The 15,952-nt window shown below is 33.4% G+C and carries 17 protein-coding genes; all 17 read left to right on the forward strand.

Annotated features, from left to right (window positions below):
* The first annotated feature begins 129 nt into the window (after positions 1-129).
* Entirely contained in the window at positions 130-1,380 is a 1,251-nt protein-coding gene (locus AXY_RS06445) for a tetratricopeptide repeat protein (RefSeq protein ID WP_015009987.1), read from the forward strand.
* 33 nt (positions 1,381-1,413) lie between these two features.
* Positions 1,414-1,992 carry a ReoY family proteolytic degradation factor gene (locus tag AXY_RS06450; RefSeq protein ID WP_015009988.1) on the forward strand — a complete coding sequence of 193 codons (579 nt, stop codon included), beginning with the start codon at positions 1,414-1,416 and terminating at the stop codon, positions 1,990-1,992.
* Between the two features lie 165 nt (positions 1,993-2,157).
* Positions 2,158-2,775 carry a lipoprotein heptaprenylglyceryl N-acetyltransferase LhaT gene (gene lhaT / locus AXY_RS06455; protein ID WP_015009989.1) on the forward strand — a complete coding sequence of 206 codons (618 nt, stop codon included), beginning with the start codon at positions 2,158-2,160 and terminating at the stop codon, positions 2,773-2,775.
* Positions 2,776-2,806: 31 nt separating this feature from the next.
* Positions 2,807-3,013, forward strand: coding sequence for a hypothetical protein (locus tag AXY_RS06460; protein WP_015009990.1), 207 nt, complete (start codon positions 2,807-2,809; stop codon positions 3,011-3,013).
* A 153-nt stretch (positions 3,014-3,166) separates the two neighbouring features.
* Positions 3,167-3,529 (forward strand): nucleotide pyrophosphohydrolase, encoded by a 363-nt coding sequence (locus AXY_RS06465; RefSeq protein WP_015009991.1) that lies wholly within the window; start codon positions 3,167-3,169, stop codon positions 3,527-3,529.
* Positions 3,516-4,319 carry a 4-hydroxy-tetrahydrodipicolinate reductase gene (gene dapB, locus AXY_RS06470; RefSeq protein ID WP_015009992.1) on the forward strand — a complete coding sequence of 268 codons (804 nt, stop codon included), beginning with the start codon at positions 3,516-3,518 and terminating at the stop codon, positions 4,317-4,319. Before AXY_RS06465 ends, dapB begins: the two co-directional genes overlap by 14 nt.
* Before the next feature lie 33 nt (positions 4,320-4,352).
* Positions 4,353-4,760, forward strand: coding sequence for a methylglyoxal synthase (mgsA, locus tag AXY_RS06475; RefSeq protein WP_015009993.1), 408 nt, complete (start codon positions 4,353-4,355; stop codon positions 4,758-4,760).
* A complete protein-coding gene (locus AXY_RS06480) occupies positions 4,757-5,962 on the forward strand; it encodes a CCA tRNA nucleotidyltransferase (protein WP_015009994.1) in 1,206 nt (401 codons plus the stop codon). The genes mgsA and AXY_RS06480 overlap by 4 nt, the downstream gene beginning before the upstream one ends.
* Positions 5,938-6,915, forward strand: coding sequence for a biotin--[acetyl-CoA-carboxylase] ligase (locus AXY_RS06485; protein ID WP_015009995.1), 978 nt, complete (start codon positions 5,938-5,940; stop codon positions 6,913-6,915). Before AXY_RS06480 ends, AXY_RS06485 begins: the two co-directional genes overlap by 25 nt.
* Positions 6,916-6,930: 15 nt before the next feature.
* Entirely contained in the window at positions 6,931-7,749 is an 819-nt protein-coding gene (gene panB / locus AXY_RS06490) for a 3-methyl-2-oxobutanoate hydroxymethyltransferase (RefSeq protein ID WP_015009996.1), read from the forward strand.
* A 17-nt stretch (positions 7,750-7,766) separates the two neighbouring features.
* The gene (gene panC, locus AXY_RS06495; RefSeq protein ID WP_015009997.1) at positions 7,767-8,612 is read left to right on the forward strand and encodes a pantoate--beta-alanine ligase; all 846 of its coding nucleotides are present in this window, start codon (positions 7,767-7,769) and stop codon (positions 8,610-8,612) included.
* A gap of 22 nt (positions 8,613-8,634) precedes the next feature.
* The gene (gene panD / locus AXY_RS06500; RefSeq protein WP_015009998.1) at positions 8,635-9,021 is read left to right on the forward strand and encodes an aspartate 1-decarboxylase; all 387 of its coding nucleotides are present in this window, start codon (positions 8,635-8,637) and stop codon (positions 9,019-9,021) included.
* 80 nt (positions 9,022-9,101) lie between these two features.
* The gene (dinG, locus tag AXY_RS06505) at positions 9,102-11,846 is read left to right on the forward strand and encodes an ATP-dependent DNA helicase DinG (protein WP_015009999.1); all 2,745 of its coding nucleotides are present in this window, start codon (positions 9,102-9,104) and stop codon (positions 11,844-11,846) included.
* A gap of 207 nt (positions 11,847-12,053) precedes the next feature.
* Positions 12,054-12,590, forward strand: a complete 537-nt coding sequence (locus AXY_RS12275; RefSeq protein WP_015010000.1) for a cell wall elongation regulator TseB-like domain-containing protein — start codon at positions 12,054-12,056, stop codon at positions 12,588-12,590.
* 8 nt (positions 12,591-12,598) lie between these two features.
* Positions 12,599-13,783 carry a pyridoxal phosphate-dependent aminotransferase gene (locus tag AXY_RS06515; protein ID WP_015010001.1) on the forward strand — a complete coding sequence of 395 codons (1,185 nt, stop codon included), beginning with the start codon at positions 12,599-12,601 and terminating at the stop codon, positions 13,781-13,783.
* 39 nt (positions 13,784-13,822) lie between these two features.
* Positions 13,823-15,115: an asparagine--tRNA ligase gene (gene asnS, locus AXY_RS06520; protein ID WP_015010002.1), complete on the forward strand. Its 1,293-nt coding sequence runs from the start codon at positions 13,823-13,825 to the stop codon at positions 15,113-15,115.
* Between the two features lie 134 nt (positions 15,116-15,249).
* Positions 15,250-15,936 carry a DnaD domain-containing protein gene (locus tag AXY_RS06525; protein ID WP_041450127.1) on the forward strand — a complete coding sequence of 229 codons (687 nt, stop codon included), beginning with the start codon at positions 15,250-15,252 and terminating at the stop codon, positions 15,934-15,936.
* Positions 15,937-15,952: the final 16 nt, after the last annotated feature.

Raw genomic sequence — 15,952 nt, forward strand, 5'->3', positions numbered from 1 at the left:
TTGACATCATAGTTAAATGAGTAACTATGATGTTTTTCTTTTGCTAAATACTGCTAAAGAATTGAAATCAATAAAGTATTTCGCTATGATAAAGCTATTCTAAAGTTTCTTTGAAAGGTTGTTATAAATATGAATCCAATTGATCAAGCGATCCAATTAATTGAGCAAGATGAGATAAATAAAGCTATTCGTATATTACGTGATTACATAAAGCAAGCTAACGATAATGATCTAATTTCAATTGCTGATCTTTTTATCGAATTAGGTTTATTAGAAGATGCACGTTCTATCTTGGAATCATTAGTTACAAAATATCCAGATGAATCAGACATCAGGCTTGTATTGGCAGAAATTTATATTGATTTAGAAGATGATGAAAAAGCAATTTACCACTTAGAAGCCATTGATCCGTCAAGTGACGAATATATTGCGTCCTTAATGGTATCGGCGGACCTTTATCAGACTCAAGGATTATTTGAAGTTGCAGAGCTTAAACTGATCGAAGCAAAACGATTGGCACCAAACGAACCACTAATCGATTTTGCTCAAGCAGAGCTTGCATTTTCTTTAGGTAAATATGATGATGCATTGTTTAACTATCAAAAAATATATCATCAAACAGACAAAATTGCAGACGTTGATATTTCATTACGGATTGCAGAATCTTTAGCTTCTGTCGGTCAATTCGAAGAATCATTAAATTATTATAAAGATGCAGAAATTGATGATCCTGATGTACTGTTTCGGTATGGCTATATTGCTTTTCAAGCAAATCGAATGGATATCGCGATCCATACATGGGAAGAGCTACTTAAGCAAGATGATGAATATGGATCTGTATATCAATACTTAGCAGAGGCTTATCAAGAAGAAGGCCTGACTGATCAAGGTTATCAAACAGCTAAGCAAGGATTAGAAATGGATCCATTAAATAAAGAATTACTTTTAACAGCTGCAACTTTGGCTAGAAAAGTAGGCGAGTATGATGAAAGCTACCGTTTAGCAAGACATGCGATAGCTATTGATCCTGGTTTTAAAGCCGGAATTTTATTTTTAATTGAAAATTATCGAGAAGAGGGCGATTTTGAGGCAATAATTGATCTGCTCACACATATTATAGAACAAGGCGAGACTGATGGATATTACAAATGGGAACTTGCTAAAGCATATGAACAAGAAGAGACTTATGACTTAGCATTGAAATATTACCGAGAAGCTTACGATGACTTTAAAGATGACAATGACTTTCTCAAAGCATATGGATACTTTTTAGTTGAGGAGGGTATGAGAGAAGAGGCAGTAGAAATCTTTACTCGTTACTTGTCAATCGACCCGAGTGATGTTGAAATCGAGAGTTATTTAGCACGTTTAAATGATTAACAACTTTCCTAATGAATAGGGGGGAAAGATTAAATGAGTACGTCAATATCTATTCAAGACAAGAAAACTTTTATTAATTGGTTTTTAACTAATTACCAATTAAAGAAACGAGAAAGTGTCTGGATTTTAAATTATTTAATCAATCATGAAAGTCTATTGTCAAATGTTCATTTCATTAGAGAAGCAAGATTTTGCCCTAGAGGAATGATTATCTCAGCACAATGTTCTGATGAAGTTCCATTTCGCTTTTATAAAGATCATATTGTTACGACAGATGCAGAGAAGTCATTTCATGATATCCGACTAAATCGTCATGAACCAATTTATATTCAGCTATCATTTAAAAATTCACATCAAAGTATTGAATATAATGCAGTATTAGAAGATAATCCATTTTTACCAGATGACTTTTTTATTACAAAAAAAGAAAAGCAGTTAGCAAAAGAGTTCTTAAACTATACATTATTTGAAGCAGAAAAACGACAGTTATTGAAGCAAATTGATCATGCTCTAGACAATCAAGATAAAAAGATGTTTAATGAATTAACAAAAAAGCTGAATCAACTAAAGAATAGTTATGATGCATCTAGACATATCACAGATAACGATTAAAAAGTATTATTCTTACTACCTAGAGTTTAATTCTCTAGGTAGTTTTTATTTAGTCAAACATCCATGATATGATTGAATAAGCAAGATATTCATTGTATGATTAATAGATATTTAAGGAATGATTTATTAATAATTTGAAACTTTATTTGAAAGGAATTTTTAGTCATGTACTGGATTTATCAGATCTTAAAGAATCGCACATTCCTAGTGCTATTATTTATCATTAATTTTTTAGGAACAATCTACGGTTATATCTGGTATGAAAATCAACTTTTGCGAACGCCAAAGATTTTTTTGATTTTTGTTCCTGATAGCCCGACAGCGAGTCTGTTTTTCACGATATTTTTAGGCTTCTACATATTTGGTCGACATGTGCCATATATTGAGGCACTTGCAATGGTTACATTATTTAAGTATGGGATTTGGGCGGTAGTAATGAACATACTTACATTACTAATGGACGGATCACTTTCACCACAAGGGTATATGTTAATCGCCTCTCACGGAGCTATGGCAATTCAAGGTTTACTCTATGCACCATATTATCGATTTAAGTTAAGACATTTAGTCGTTGCAGGGCTCTGGACGCTACATAATGATATTATCGACTATGTCTTTGCGATGATGCCACATTACGGGAAATTAGATCAATATATGAGTCAAATTGGTTATTTCACATTTTGGTTAAGTATTGCTTCTCTTGGAATTGCATACTTATTAGTTGTAAAAAACAAATTAACATTTAACTATAAGGAAAGCACGAGTTTAAGCATATTTGAATAGGCTATAGCAAAAGGATGGGGAGGCCATTCATATGCTTGAACTATTAACAAATTATCCTCTTTATCAAGCTTTATTATTTAATGTTTCATTTCAAGGCTTGGAATTTATAAATGTTGCCTTAATTGTTTTTTCACTTATTTTTGTTTGTCTAAGTTATGTATTATTTAAATTATTTAGAGCGACACATTCAAATAATCAAAAGCATCAATTACAAGATCATGATGATGTAGTTGATTAGTTACTTAAGGAAATTTAATAAAATTTTGCCCTAGACATAGTTTGATGTTTGTCAGACTATGTCTTTTTTTGTACAATGATTTAAATGATCGTTATAATAGAACTTAGATTTGTTTGACAGGTCTAAATTTTCAGAAAAGAGAGAGGTTAAGTTATGACTAAGTCAATTGAAACTGATCTTCGTTTACTTCAGAAAAGAGTAGATCAATACATATCACAATATAAGGAAGGCTATTTTAGTCCGCTTGCGATGATCGCAAGATTTTCTGAAGAAGTTGGAGAGCTTGCACGTGAAGTTAACCATGTTTACGGTGAAAAACCAAAAAAGGATACAGAAGATGACAATTCAATTGAAAATGAACTTGGAGATTTAATGTTTGTTTTGCTCACATTTGCAAATTCATTAAATATCGATATAGCTGAGGCATTTCATCAATCATTGACAAAGATTGAATCTCGAGATAAAAATCGATGGACTAAAATTGAGAAGGTGTGTGAAGAAAATGAGTCGAATTAATATTGTTGTAGCAGGTGCAAGCGGTAAAATGGGCAGTGAAGCACTAAGAATGATTGAAAAAGATCCAACATTGCATTTAGTTGGTTGTGTAGATTTAAGATATAATGGGCAAAAAGTAAGTGAGATAGATGGCTTGCCTAAATTAGATGCTAAATTTTATAACGATATTAACCAATGTTTTAAAGAAGTTAAAGCAGATGTGCTTATCGATTTAACAAGTCCCAAAGTTGGTTATAAACATACTAAAGCAGCTTTATTACATGGTGTTCGTCCTGTTGTTGGGACAACTGGTTTTACAACTGAACAATTAGAAGAACTAACTGAGCTTGCAAAAGAAAAACAAATCGGTGGAATTATTGCCCCGAACTTCGCTATGGGTGCTGTTTTAATGATGCAATTCTCTAAAATGGCAGCGAAATTTTTCCCGGATATTGAAATTATCGAGAAACATCATGATCAAAAGGTAGATGCACCATCAGGAACGGCAATTAAAACTGCTGAACTGATCCAAGAAACACGACAAAGCAAGCAACAAGGTCGCTCTGATGAAGAAGAGATCATTGAAGGAGCAAGAGGTGCTAACTATGATGGTATGAAGATTCATAGTGTCCGCTTACCTGGTCTCATCGCACATCAAGAAGTCATCTTTGCAGGCCCTGGTGAGACCCTGACGATTAAGCATGATTCCTATCATCGTGAGTCATTTATGTCAGGAATTCGTTTTGCAATTGATCAAGTTGTAAATTTAACTGAATTAATTTATGGATTAGAACATTTAATGTTAGACTAATAGATGAATGAACTGTTAAGGGAGATTAAGAAAATGAAAATTTCATTAATTGCACATGACGAGAAAAAAGAAGCAATGATTCAATTTGCAACTTCTTATCAACACATTTTAGCAAAACACGATCTATTTGCGACAGGAACTACAGGTAAACGAATCCAAGAAGCAACAGGCTTAAAAGTCCATCGTTTTCAATCAGGACCTCTTGGTGGTGATCAACAAATTGGAGCAAAAATTGCTGAAAATAAAATGGATCTAGTTATTTTCTTTAGAGATCCTTTAACGGCACAACCACATGAACCGGATATTAGTGCATTGATGCGTCTATGTGATGTTTATCAAATTCCACTCGTAACGAACCTTGCTGGTGCCGAAGTGATGATTAGGGCTTTACAGGCTGGATTTTTTAGCTGGCGAGAGTTAGTCCGTGAAGATGACAAATGAGTAAGATAATGTTTCAACTTGCATTTGAAATGATTGAAACAATTAAGAAAGCAGGTTTTCAAGCTTATGTCGTTGGAGGAGCTGTCAGAGATTATTTATTAAATAAAGAGGTTAATGACATAGATATCGCTAGTTCAGCAACACCAACGCAAATTCAAGAAATATTTGATCAAGTGATACCTGTAGGCATTGAGCACGGGACAGTTATTGTACGCTACAAGCATCAATCGTTCGAAGTGACAACATTTAGATCAGAACAAGGCTATTCTGATTACAGACGGCCAGATCGCGTAACTTTTGTCAATTCAATTACAGATGATTTAGCTAGACGTGATTTTACGATCAATGCAATTGCGATGACAGAAGATAGTGTTTTAGTCGACCCATTTGATGGACAAGCTGATTTGGCATCTAAAATGATAAAGGCAGTAGGTAATCCCGTTGAACGTTTTACTGAAGATCCGTTAAGAATGTTACGTGCGATTCGATTTGTGAGCCAATTGAATTTTAATTTAGATCGAAATACGTGGGAAGAAATAAAAAACAATGCTGCTCTAATTGAAAAATTATCAATTGAACGTATAACAGTAGAAATTGAAAAAATGTTTCTAGGGAAAGCACTAAAAAAAGCGATTGATTATTGTTATCAGGCAAGGTTATTTAGTCATTTGCCTATTTTTAAGCCAAAAGAAAATATGATAGATCATATTTTAACCGTAGAGCAACCATTCATTGAATTAATTGATTTATTTGTTTACTTAACAATTATTACTAATGAAGAGATTACAATAAATCAATGGTGTCAGGCTTATAAACTATCAAATAAGGCAAAAAACAGTGGTGAATCATTAAAACATCTCATTCAATTATATAAACACGAGCAGCTTTCACGACAATTAGTATACCATTTGCCGAGCGAGTTAGATGATCGTTTTATTTCTTTAATTCAACGCGTGTATCAACATTCTGTCTCGCAAGCCATGATTGATCAAATCAGGAGACAATTACCGATTACTAATCGTCGTGAGATTAAAATGAATGGCCATGACTTACAATTACTGTACCCTGGAAAACCAAGAGGAGAATGGATAAGAGATTATTTAACTTCAATTGAAGAACAAATTATCGATGGTAGTTTAGAAAATGATTTTGAAAAAATAAAGGAGTGGATTTTAAAATGTCATCCACCCGTGAACAATTAATTAAATTATTATCACACCATGCAAATACATTTGTTTCAGGACAATGGTTATCTGATCAGCTATCTATATCTCGAACAGCCGTATGGAAACAAATCAAGCAGTTAGAGGAAGATGGCTATCGATTTGAATCTGTTCCGAATAAAGGCTATCGCCTAACATATATCCCTGATAAAGTTAGTAAAAATACAGTTTATTGGGGACTAAAAACAAAATCTATTGGTAAGAAAATTGAGCATTATGATCAAATTGAGTCTACACAAACGCTAGCTATCAAGCGTGCACAGGAAGGCTGTGACGAAGGATTAGTAATTATCGCTGAAAAACAAATAGCTGGAAGAGGTAGACGTGCACGTCATTGGGATTCAAATCATGACAAAGGGGTTTGGTTAAGTTTGGTCTTAAGACCGGACATTATGCCGATCCAGTCACCCCAATTAACTTTATTAACTGCAACTGTTTTATTGGATGTAATTGAAGAAATTACACAATTAAAACCAGAAGTAAAGTGGCCTAATGATATTTTAATTAATGGCAAAAAAGTTGCAGGAATTTTAACACAAGCACAGGCTGAACATGATCAAGTCCATTATGCTGTTATTGGAATAGGCTTAAATGTTAACCAAGAAAAGAGCGAGTTAACTGATCCAATTAAGCATTCCGCAACGTCATTACAAATTGAAACAAGTAAATCCTATTCAAAGCAACTGGTGATTCAAACGATATTAAATCGTTTTGAAGAAGTCTATTTTAACTATCTTAAAGATGGTTTTAAATCAATTAAAACGAAATGGCTTAAATCTGCTTATCGTTTGGGTGAACGCTTAGAATATAGTATTAATGGTGAAGTAAAATCAGGTGTGTTTATTGATTTGAGTGATGATGGCTGTTTAATTATTGAAAATGATGATCGACAGCAAGAAAAGCTTTACACAGCTAAAATCCATTGGTTTTAGAGGAGGAGCTTAATAATGAAAACTCAATTTGAATTTTTAAAAATGAAACAAGCAAATGATAAAATTACGATGATCACCGCTTATGATTATCCATCAGCAAAACTAAGTGAAAAAGCTAATATCGATATGATCCTAGTTGGTGACTCTGTTGGGATGGTTGTTCTTGGATACGATTCAACTGTTAATGTAACGTTAGATGATATGATTCATCATGGTAAAGCAGTTAGAAGAGGTGCACCAAACACATTTATCGTTGTTGATATGCCATTTATGACTTATCATGTTTCAATCGAAGATACATTAAAAAATGCAAAGAGATTATTTCAGGAGACTAACGCTCAGGCCTTAAAAGTAGAAGGCGGTTCTGAATCGGTTATAGCTGTTATAGAGAAATTAACAGAAGCAGGTATTCCTGTTGTTGCTCATATTGGCCTTACACCACAATTAGTTAACGTGTTAGGTGGATTTAAAGTTCAAGGAAAAGATCAAAAAAATGCTGAGCGCTTAATCAAAGAAGCACGCGCAGTTGAACAAGCGGGAGCCATTGCCTGTGTATTGGAAGGTATTCCGAGCGAATTAGGCAAAGTGATAACAGACCAATTATCGATTCCGACAATTGGAATCGGAGCTGGTATTGATTGTGATGGACAAGTGCTAGTTTATCATGATTTATTAAAATATGGCGTTGATCGTCTGCCGCGTTTTGTTAAAACATATGCTGACATGAATCATACTATTGAACAAGCTATAACAGCATATATAAATGATGTTAAGCAATTAACGTTTCCTGCTCAAGAGCATACTTATGCACTAAATCCTGATACAAAATTATAAGTAACTGGGTGATGAATATGAAAGTCATAAAATCAATCGATGAAATGAAGCAAGTGATTTCAAAGCTTAAATCAATTGAACGCTCAATTGGTTTTGTTCCGACTATGGGTTATCTACATGAAGGACATTTATCATTGCTTAAAGAGGCGAGAAAAGAAGCTGACATTGTCGTATTAAGTATTTTTGTCAATCCGCTTCAATTTGGTGAAAATGAGGATTTTGGTCATTATCCAAGAAATGAAGACCATGATCTCTTATTAGCGCAAGAAAATCATGTTGATTATGTCTTTATGCCACAGGTTAAAGAGATGTATCCTAAATCTGTTGGTATATCTATGCAAGTTAATCAAAGAATCGGAGTTTTATGCGATAGAAGTAGACCAGGTCATTTTTCTGGTGTCGTGACTGTATTAACTAAACTATTTCATGTCATCCAACCAACATACGCTTATTTCGGTTTAAAGGATGCTCAACAAGTAGCGATTGTTGATCTATTAATTAATGATTTTAATTTTCCAATTCAATTACGTATGGTTCCAACGGTCAGAGAAGCGGACGGTTTAGCGAAAAGTAGTAGAAATGTAAATTTATCCGACGCTGAACGAAAAGAAGCGATAAATTTATATCAATCACTTTTAATCGGTAAACAAAGAATCATTGACGGCAGACATTCTATTGATAAAATAGAAAGAGACTTAACCGACTATTTAAATCAGCGTATATCTGGTAAAGTGGATTATGTTGAAATTTTAAGTTTCCCAAGCTTAGAACCAATTACAACCGATGATAAACAAGTTATAATTGCTTTAGCTGTTCAATTTAAACGCGTACGATTAATAGATAATCTTATTATTAACCTGTAATAGTTAGATTGGGGGTCTTCCTATGTTTCGGACAATGATGAAATCAAAAATTCATCAAGCACGTGTAAGTGAAGCCAATTTAAATTATGTCGGAAGTATTACAATTGATCAGGATTTACTTGATGCAACTGATATTCTTCCAAATGAGAAAGTGCAAATTGTAAATAATAATAATGGGGCTCGCTTTGAGACATATGTGATTCCAGGTGAAAGAGGAAGTGGCGTCATTTGTTTAAACGGTGCAGCAGCTCGACTAGCTCAAGTAGGAGATATCGTGATTATTATTGCTTATGCAATCATTTCAGATGACGAGCTACCAAGTTTTACACCTAAAGTTGCACTTGTAGATGAATTTAATCGGATAGTTAAAATGATTGATACAGAACCACCATTAACAGAAACAATCTAACATGGATAAAATAATAAACGATCAATTATTTTTATTGTTATTTATAATAAATGGTTTAATTTTTAGATGGAGTTGATTTGATGAAGACTTTTGCGATTGTAGACTTAGAGACAACTGGTAATTCAGCACATAAAGGGGACCGAATTATTGAAGTTGCTATTGTAATTTACCGAGATGGTAAAATCATCAAGCAATATAATCAACTCATCAATCCTGAAACACATATTTCAAGATTTATTAGCTATTTAACAGGCATCACAAATGAAACGGTCGTTGATCGACCTATTTTTTCTGAGGTCGCTCATGAGATATATTCGCATTTTGAAAATGTATATTTTGTTGCACATAACGTACCTTTTGATCTCGGATTTTTAAATTATGAATTAAAGAATGCAGGTTTACCTGCTATTACTCAACCAGTTATCGACACTGTCGAGCTTAGCCGAATTTTATTGCCTCAAGCGCCAAGCTTTAAATTGGGTCATTTATCAGAGTGGCTTGGAATTTCCCATGACGATCCACATAGAGCTTTATCAGACGCACTTGTAACAACAAAATTACTAGATTATTTATTAAAGAAATTAAACTGCTTACCGTTAACAACGATCAAGCACTTAAAAAGACTAGCACCAGATTTTAAAAGCCAATTAAATGAAATATTGTCAGAGCAACAAGAAGCAGCAAAACAAAATAAGGCAATTAATGATCGATTTAATTATGCTTATAACATTGCATTTAAACCAATTGAAGCGAGTGTTCGAGACAATACAATAGATCAAACTCTATCATTTGGTGAGTACTTAGATACTTTGTTTAGTGAGAAATCTGAGTTAAGAAATCAAATCGCTAACTATGAGGAACGCCCTGGCCAAAAGGAAATGGCAGAGTCTATTTATCATGCATTTCAAAGTCAACAACACGCATTAATTGAAGCAGGGACTGGAACGGGTAAAACTTTAGCATATCTGATAGCTGCTTGTTATCAATCAACAAAGCAACGCCAAAAAGTATTAATTAGTACATATTTGATTCATTTACAGCAACAAATATTACTACATGAATGGCCACAATTACAGAAGGCACTCCCTTTTGAATGTGACATTGCCGTATTAAAAGGGAAAGATCATTATATAAATCTGGCCAAGTTTAGCCAAGCACTACATGAAGAGAGTTATAATTATGATCAAGTGCTAACAAAAGCTATTTTACTTATCTGGTTGACCGAAACTAATACGGGAGATATTGATGAAATTCAATTGCCGGCTAGTGGAGAACAACTATTTAAACGGATTTCAGCTAGAAATCAAGTACAACATGTTAAACAAGATTCATATGAAAATATTTATTATCAAACAGCGCGTAAAAAAGCAGAAACTGCCGATGTATTAATCATAAATCACTCATTATTAGCTGATGCAATGAAGCAAGATGATGGTATTATTCAATCTCACGATCATCTGATTGTCGATGAAGCACATCATTTGGAACGGGTTGTGGCAAATCATTATGGCTTACAAATTAATTCAATTGTTTATCATAAGAAGCTTAAATCTATTGAGCACTTTATCGAGAATAGTTTAATTGAAAATAACCAAATTAAGCGAAGCTTGCAAAATTTCGTTAATGTGGCAATTGAATCAAGTGAATTATTATTTAATTTTCTATTTCATTACGTTGATAAGTATAAAAAGAATAATTCTAGTAAAAATGAGTTAGGTCGATCTCAAGTTTTAATCGAAAATAAAGACCATTCTGATTGGCTCCTAATTATTGAAATGGCAGAACGGTTAGAATTTGCTTTATATGATTTAATTAGGCAGCTTGATCAACTGAATTTCAATGATTTAAATCAAGCGCGGAAAATTTTATTTACTGAGGATTTGCTAACTATGAAAAACTCAATTAGCGAATTTTTCAGATCAAATGTATTCAATAAACAAGTTAAATGGATTGAAACTGAACGACTAGGAACGCAGAAAGTCGTCTATTTATATCAACAACCACTCAATACGAATCAAATCATTGCTGATGATTTAAATAATCGAATAAAGAGCATTGTTTACTTAAGTGCATCATTATCAGTATCAGGGAATTTTGATTTTATCAAGAATGAGCTAGGTTTGAATAATCAGCATTTATTGGAGTCAAATATAATCTCACCATTTCCATTTCATGAGCAAGTTCAACTCTTAATTCCAAACGATTTCCCAATTGCTGATTATGAAAATTTTGATCCTTTTATTGAGGCAACTTGTGAATTAATCTTTACAATGGCTGATATAACAAGTGGTCGTATGCTTATTTTATTTAATTCTTATGATATGCTTAGAAAAGCCTATTACTTATTAAAAGAAATATTTGATGAGCAGTACTTATTAATTGCGCAAGGTATTACAAGTGGAAGTCATGAACGTCTTAAAAAGAACTTTCAAAGTTTTGATAAGTCAATTCTACTTGGTACAAATGCCTTTTGGGAAGGGTTAGACATACCTGGAGATGATTTATCTGTTGTGATGATGGTTAGATTACCTTTTGAATCACCTAATCACCCAATTGTAAATCAGAAACATCAACTTATTGCTGAAAATGGAAAAAATCCATTTGTATCATATTCACTTCCTAAAGCAGTTATTCGGTTTAAACAAGGTTTTGGTCGATTAATTCGTTCACAATCTGACCGTGGGATAATAGTTGTCTGTGATGATCGAATTATGACAAAAAGATATGGTAAAGCATTTACAGACTCGATCCCTAATGTACCTATCCATCATCGTCGAACAAATGAATTATTGGATATAACAAATGATTGGTTTTTTAACAATTAACGATCAATTGTTAAGTATCCCATATTCATTTAGTTTTTTACTGCGAACAAGAAAAAAACTGTTATAATATAATAGGATTAACTGACAAGTCGATTTGCTTTAAATTAATACTAGGAATATTAAATGATCGTAGCTAGATTTAATATAATTCAAAGCAAGACTAAGATCACATTTTGATCAAAAATATGAAAAAGAGTTGGTAAGACTATGATTAATCATACCGATCAATCGATCAAAATCAATCGCTTGAAAATATTTATTGGACTTCTTATAGGCATTGTAGTTATGTTGCTTGCATACTGTATCTATTTATATCAATACATTAATCAATCAAAAGCTGACATGTTCGACAACACATTAGCCCGGGTCAATAATGAATTGAAACTAGATTCTATTAAGCAGATTTCACGCTACCATGGTACCGTTTTTTATCATGTCGTGGAAGCTGAAACAATAGATAATGAAGCAATTGTAGTTTTTGTTGATCAGACTGATGAGTTAAAAGAATTAATTGTTTATTCAAAATCTGATTGGATCGCTGACAATGATATTATCAATCAGTGGAAATTAGATGTGAATTACCAAGAAATTTATCATATCCAATATGGATTAAGAGATGATATTCCGTTATTAGAGATAGTTTATCTTGATCAAAATAATCGACTCAGCTATGATTATTATCGATTAGAAAATGGCGAGTATGATAGTGGTATATCATTTGCAAATAAATCAAATTACAGGTAGGTGATCCCATGGAATTATCAAATCGAGTACAAACTTTAACACCTTCTTCAACACTAGCTATTACAGGAAAGGCTAAGGCTCTTAAAGATGCAGGACATGATGTGATTGGTTTAGGTGCTGGTGAACCAGATTTCAACACACCAGATTATATAATTGAAGCAGCTGAGTATGCAATGAAAAATGGCCTAACACGATACACGCCTTCAGGAGGTATCCTTGAGCTTCGGGAGGCAATAGTAAATAAAATGCTAAGAGATCATCAGCTTAGCTATCAGCCAGAACAAGTTATTGTAACAACTGGAGCGAAACACGCTTTATTCACACTTTTTCAGGTGTTATTAAACAAAGGGGACGAAGTGATTGTACCTGCCCCATACTGGGTAAGTTATACAGAACAAATTAAATTAGCAGAGGGTACTCCAGTTATTGTTGATTGTTTAGAATCAAATGATTACAAACTGTCAGCAGAACAGTTGGAAGCTGTCATAACTGATAAGACTAAAGCGCTCATTATTAATTCACCAAATAACCCAACTGGTATGATGTATTCAGAGGCTGAACTAAAAGCTATTGGTGAGGTTTGCTTAAAACATAATTTAATGATTATCTCTGATGAGATTTATGAAAAATTAACTTATACAGATCGACCACATGTTTCAATCGCACAATTATCAGACGAATTAAAACAACAAACAATAGTAATCAATGGCGTATCTAAGTCTCATGCCATGACTGGATGGCGTATTGGTTACGCTTGTGGAGATTCGAAAATCATTAAAGCAATGACAAACTATGCATCACATTCAACATCGAATCCAACGACAATTTCACAATATGGTGCATTAGCAGCATATCAGGCAAATGACGATGAGATTGAGTTAATGAAAAAATCATTTAAAGACAGATTAGAACAAGGTTATGAAATGCTGAATAAACTGCCAGGATTTAAATGTATTAAACCACAAGGTGCATTTTATTTATTCCCAAATGTGACTGAAGCATTAAAATTAACTGGTTTTAACAATGTTGATGATTTTGCAGCAGCGATACTTGAAGAAGAGAAAGTTGCGATCATTCCAGGGTCAGGCTTTGGAGCACCAAATAATGTTCGTTTATCGTATGCAACAGACTTAGACCAACTTTTAGAAGCAATTAAACGAATTGAGCGATTTTTACTAAATAATCAAAAGTAATGATTGTATAGAATCAATAATGTTTTGGAGGAAGAACTAGTGAAAACAACAATTAATCAAGTAAAAAATTATCTAAACAAAGAAGTAACAATTGGTGGTTGGCTTGCCAATAAAAGATCAAGTGGAAAAATTGCATTTTTACAATTACGTGATGGAACAGGATTTATCCAAGGAGTTGTTGTAAAAGCTGAAGTGACAGAAGAAGTATTTACAATTGCAAAAGGATTATCACAAGAATCATCAGTATATGTTACTGGTACAATTGTAGAGGATACACGTTCACCATTCGGCTATGAAATGCAAGTGAAAAATATCGAAGTGATCCATGAAGCTGTTGATTATCCAATCACACCAAAAGAGCATGGAACAGAATTCTTAATGGATCATCGTCATCTATGGTTACGATCAAAGAGACAGCATGCCGTAATGAAAATTAGAAATGAAATTATTCGTGCAACTTATGAATTCTTTAATGATAATGGCTTTATCAAAATCGATCCACCAATTTTAACTGCTACATCTGCCGAAGGAACAACAGACTTATTCCATACAGAGTACTTTGATCAAGAGGCATATTTATCTCAAAGTGGACAATTATACTTAGAAGCAGCGGCAATGGCGTTTGGTAAAGTTTTCTCATTTGGTCCAACATTCCGAGCAGAAAAATCAAAAACACGTCGCCATTTAATTGAGTTTTGGATGATGGAACCAGAGATGGCGTTTGTTGAGCATGAAGAGAGTTTAGAGGTCCAAGAAAATTATATTACGTATATTGCTCAATCAGTACTAAAAAATTGTGAATTAGAATTAAAAACACTTGATAGAGATCTTGATAAACTGAAAAACATTCAAGCACCTTTCCCAAGAATCACTTATGATGAAGCAATTAAGATCTTGAAAGAAAAAGGCTTCGATGACATTGAGTGGGGAGATGACTTTGGTGCACCACATGAAACAGCAATTTCTGAAGACTTTGATAAACCAGTGTTTATTACACACTACCCAGCTGAATTAAAGGCATTTTACATGAAACCAGATCCAGAACGACCAGAAGTCGTTTTATGTGCAGACTTAATTGCACCAGAAGGCTACGGAGAAATTATCGGTGGCTCACAACGAATTGATGATTTTGAATTGATGGAAGAACGCTATCAAACACATAACTTAACTGGTGAATCGTACCAGTGGTATCTAGAGTTACGTAAATACGGTAGTGTACCACATTCAGGTTTCGGGGTCGGTTTAGAGAGAACTGTTGCTTGGTTCTCAGGAGTGAAACACGTACGTGAAACGATTCCATTCCCAAGATTATTAAACAGATTATATCCATAAAAATAAAATGTATTATCTAGCGCTAGTGAGTGATTAAATCATTCTCTAGCGTTTTTATATAATTCTCAAACAGGAGCTTGTCAATATAGTTCTTTAATCAGAAGATGTGATAGAATGGGGGAGAGGTGACAATTATGAATGAATTATATCAATTAGTGCTGTCAGATCAAATGATGATACCAAAAACATTATTTCTAAAATATAAATATTTATCAATTGATGAAGAGGAGTTAGCTGTAATCTTACATATTCATCGATTTAGTCAAGAGGGAGTCCATTTCCCAACTCCATACAAACTTGCAGAATTAATGTCAATTGACGAACAGAAATGTAGTCAAATCCTTAGACAGCTGATTCAAAAAGATTTACTAACAATTATAGAATTTCATACAGAAAATGATATCGTAAATGAACGTTATTCATTAGAGCCATTGTGGAAAAAATTATATCAAAAACAACAAGAACCGAAAGAAACGATTGATACAAGTGATCAATTAATGAATATTTTTGTTTTATTTGAACAGGAATTTGGTCGTCCATTATCACCATTTGAAATTGAGACGATTAATATATGGCTAGATGATGAAGTACTTGAACCAAGCTTAATAAAGGCAGCTTTAAGAGAGGCTGTTTTGATGAATAAATTAAACTTTAGATACATTGATCGGATTTTGAGTGAATGGTCAAGAAAGGGAATTTGTACAGTTGACCAGGCAAGAGAACACTCTAAACAGTTTCGACAAGCACAACAAAATCCTCAAAGCATCAGACCAAAAGCTGATCCATCAATTTACTATAATTGGCTAGAAGAAGAGGATTAACAGTATTTTTAAGGAG

The sequence above is a fragment of the Amphibacillus xylanus NBRC 15112 genome (assembly GCF_000307165.1).
GTDB classification, from domain to species: domain Bacteria; phylum Bacillota; class Bacilli; order Bacillales; family Amphibacillaceae; genus Amphibacillus; species Amphibacillus xylanus.

Excerpts from the sequence above, each read along its gene's own strand:
- dapB (WP_015009992.1), top strand. The coding sequence starts at position 3,516 with ATGAGTCGAATTAATATTGTTGTAGCAGGTGCAAGCGGTAAAATGGGC.
- AXY_RS12275 (WP_015010000.1), top strand. The coding sequence starts at position 12,054 with ATGATTAATCATACCGATCAATCGATCAAAATCAATCGCTTGAAAATA.
- AXY_RS06445 (WP_015009987.1), top strand. The coding sequence starts at position 130 with ATGAATCCAATTGATCAAGCGATCCAATTAATTGAGCAAGATGAGATA.
- mgsA (WP_015009993.1), top strand. The coding sequence starts at position 4,353 with ATGAAAATTTCATTAATTGCACATGACGAGAAAAAAGAAGCAATGATT.
- dinG (WP_015009999.1), top strand. The coding sequence starts at position 9,102 with ATGAAGACTTTTGCGATTGTAGACTTAGAGACAACTGGTAATTCAGCA.
- AXY_RS06485 (WP_015009995.1), top strand. The coding sequence starts at position 5,938 with ATGTCATCCACCCGTGAACAATTAATTAAATTATTATCACACCATGCA.
- AXY_RS06460 (WP_015009990.1), top strand. The coding sequence starts at position 2,807 with ATGCTTGAACTATTAACAAATTATCCTCTTTATCAAGCTTTATTATTT.
- panD (WP_015009998.1), top strand. The coding sequence starts at position 8,635 with ATGTTTCGGACAATGATGAAATCAAAAATTCATCAAGCACGTGTAAGT.
- panB (WP_015009996.1), top strand. The coding sequence starts at position 6,931 with ATGAAAACTCAATTTGAATTTTTAAAAATGAAACAAGCAAATGATAAA.
- AXY_RS06465 (WP_015009991.1), top strand. The coding sequence starts at position 3,167 with ATGACTAAGTCAATTGAAACTGATCTTCGTTTACTTCAGAAAAGAGTA.
- AXY_RS06450 (WP_015009988.1), top strand. The coding sequence starts at position 1,414 with ATGAGTACGTCAATATCTATTCAAGACAAGAAAACTTTTATTAATTGG.
- panC (WP_015009997.1), top strand. The coding sequence starts at position 7,767 with ATGAAAGTCATAAAATCAATCGATGAAATGAAGCAAGTGATTTCAAAG.
- AXY_RS06515 (WP_015010001.1), top strand. The coding sequence starts at position 12,599 with ATGGAATTATCAAATCGAGTACAAACTTTAACACCTTCTTCAACACTA.
- AXY_RS06525 (WP_041450127.1), top strand. The coding sequence starts at position 15,250 with ATGAATGAATTATATCAATTAGTGCTGTCAGATCAAATGATGATACCA.
- lhaT (WP_015009989.1), top strand. The coding sequence starts at position 2,158 with ATGTACTGGATTTATCAGATCTTAAAGAATCGCACATTCCTAGTGCTA.
- AXY_RS06480 (WP_015009994.1), top strand. The coding sequence starts at position 4,757 with ATGAGTAAGATAATGTTTCAACTTGCATTTGAAATGATTGAAACAATT.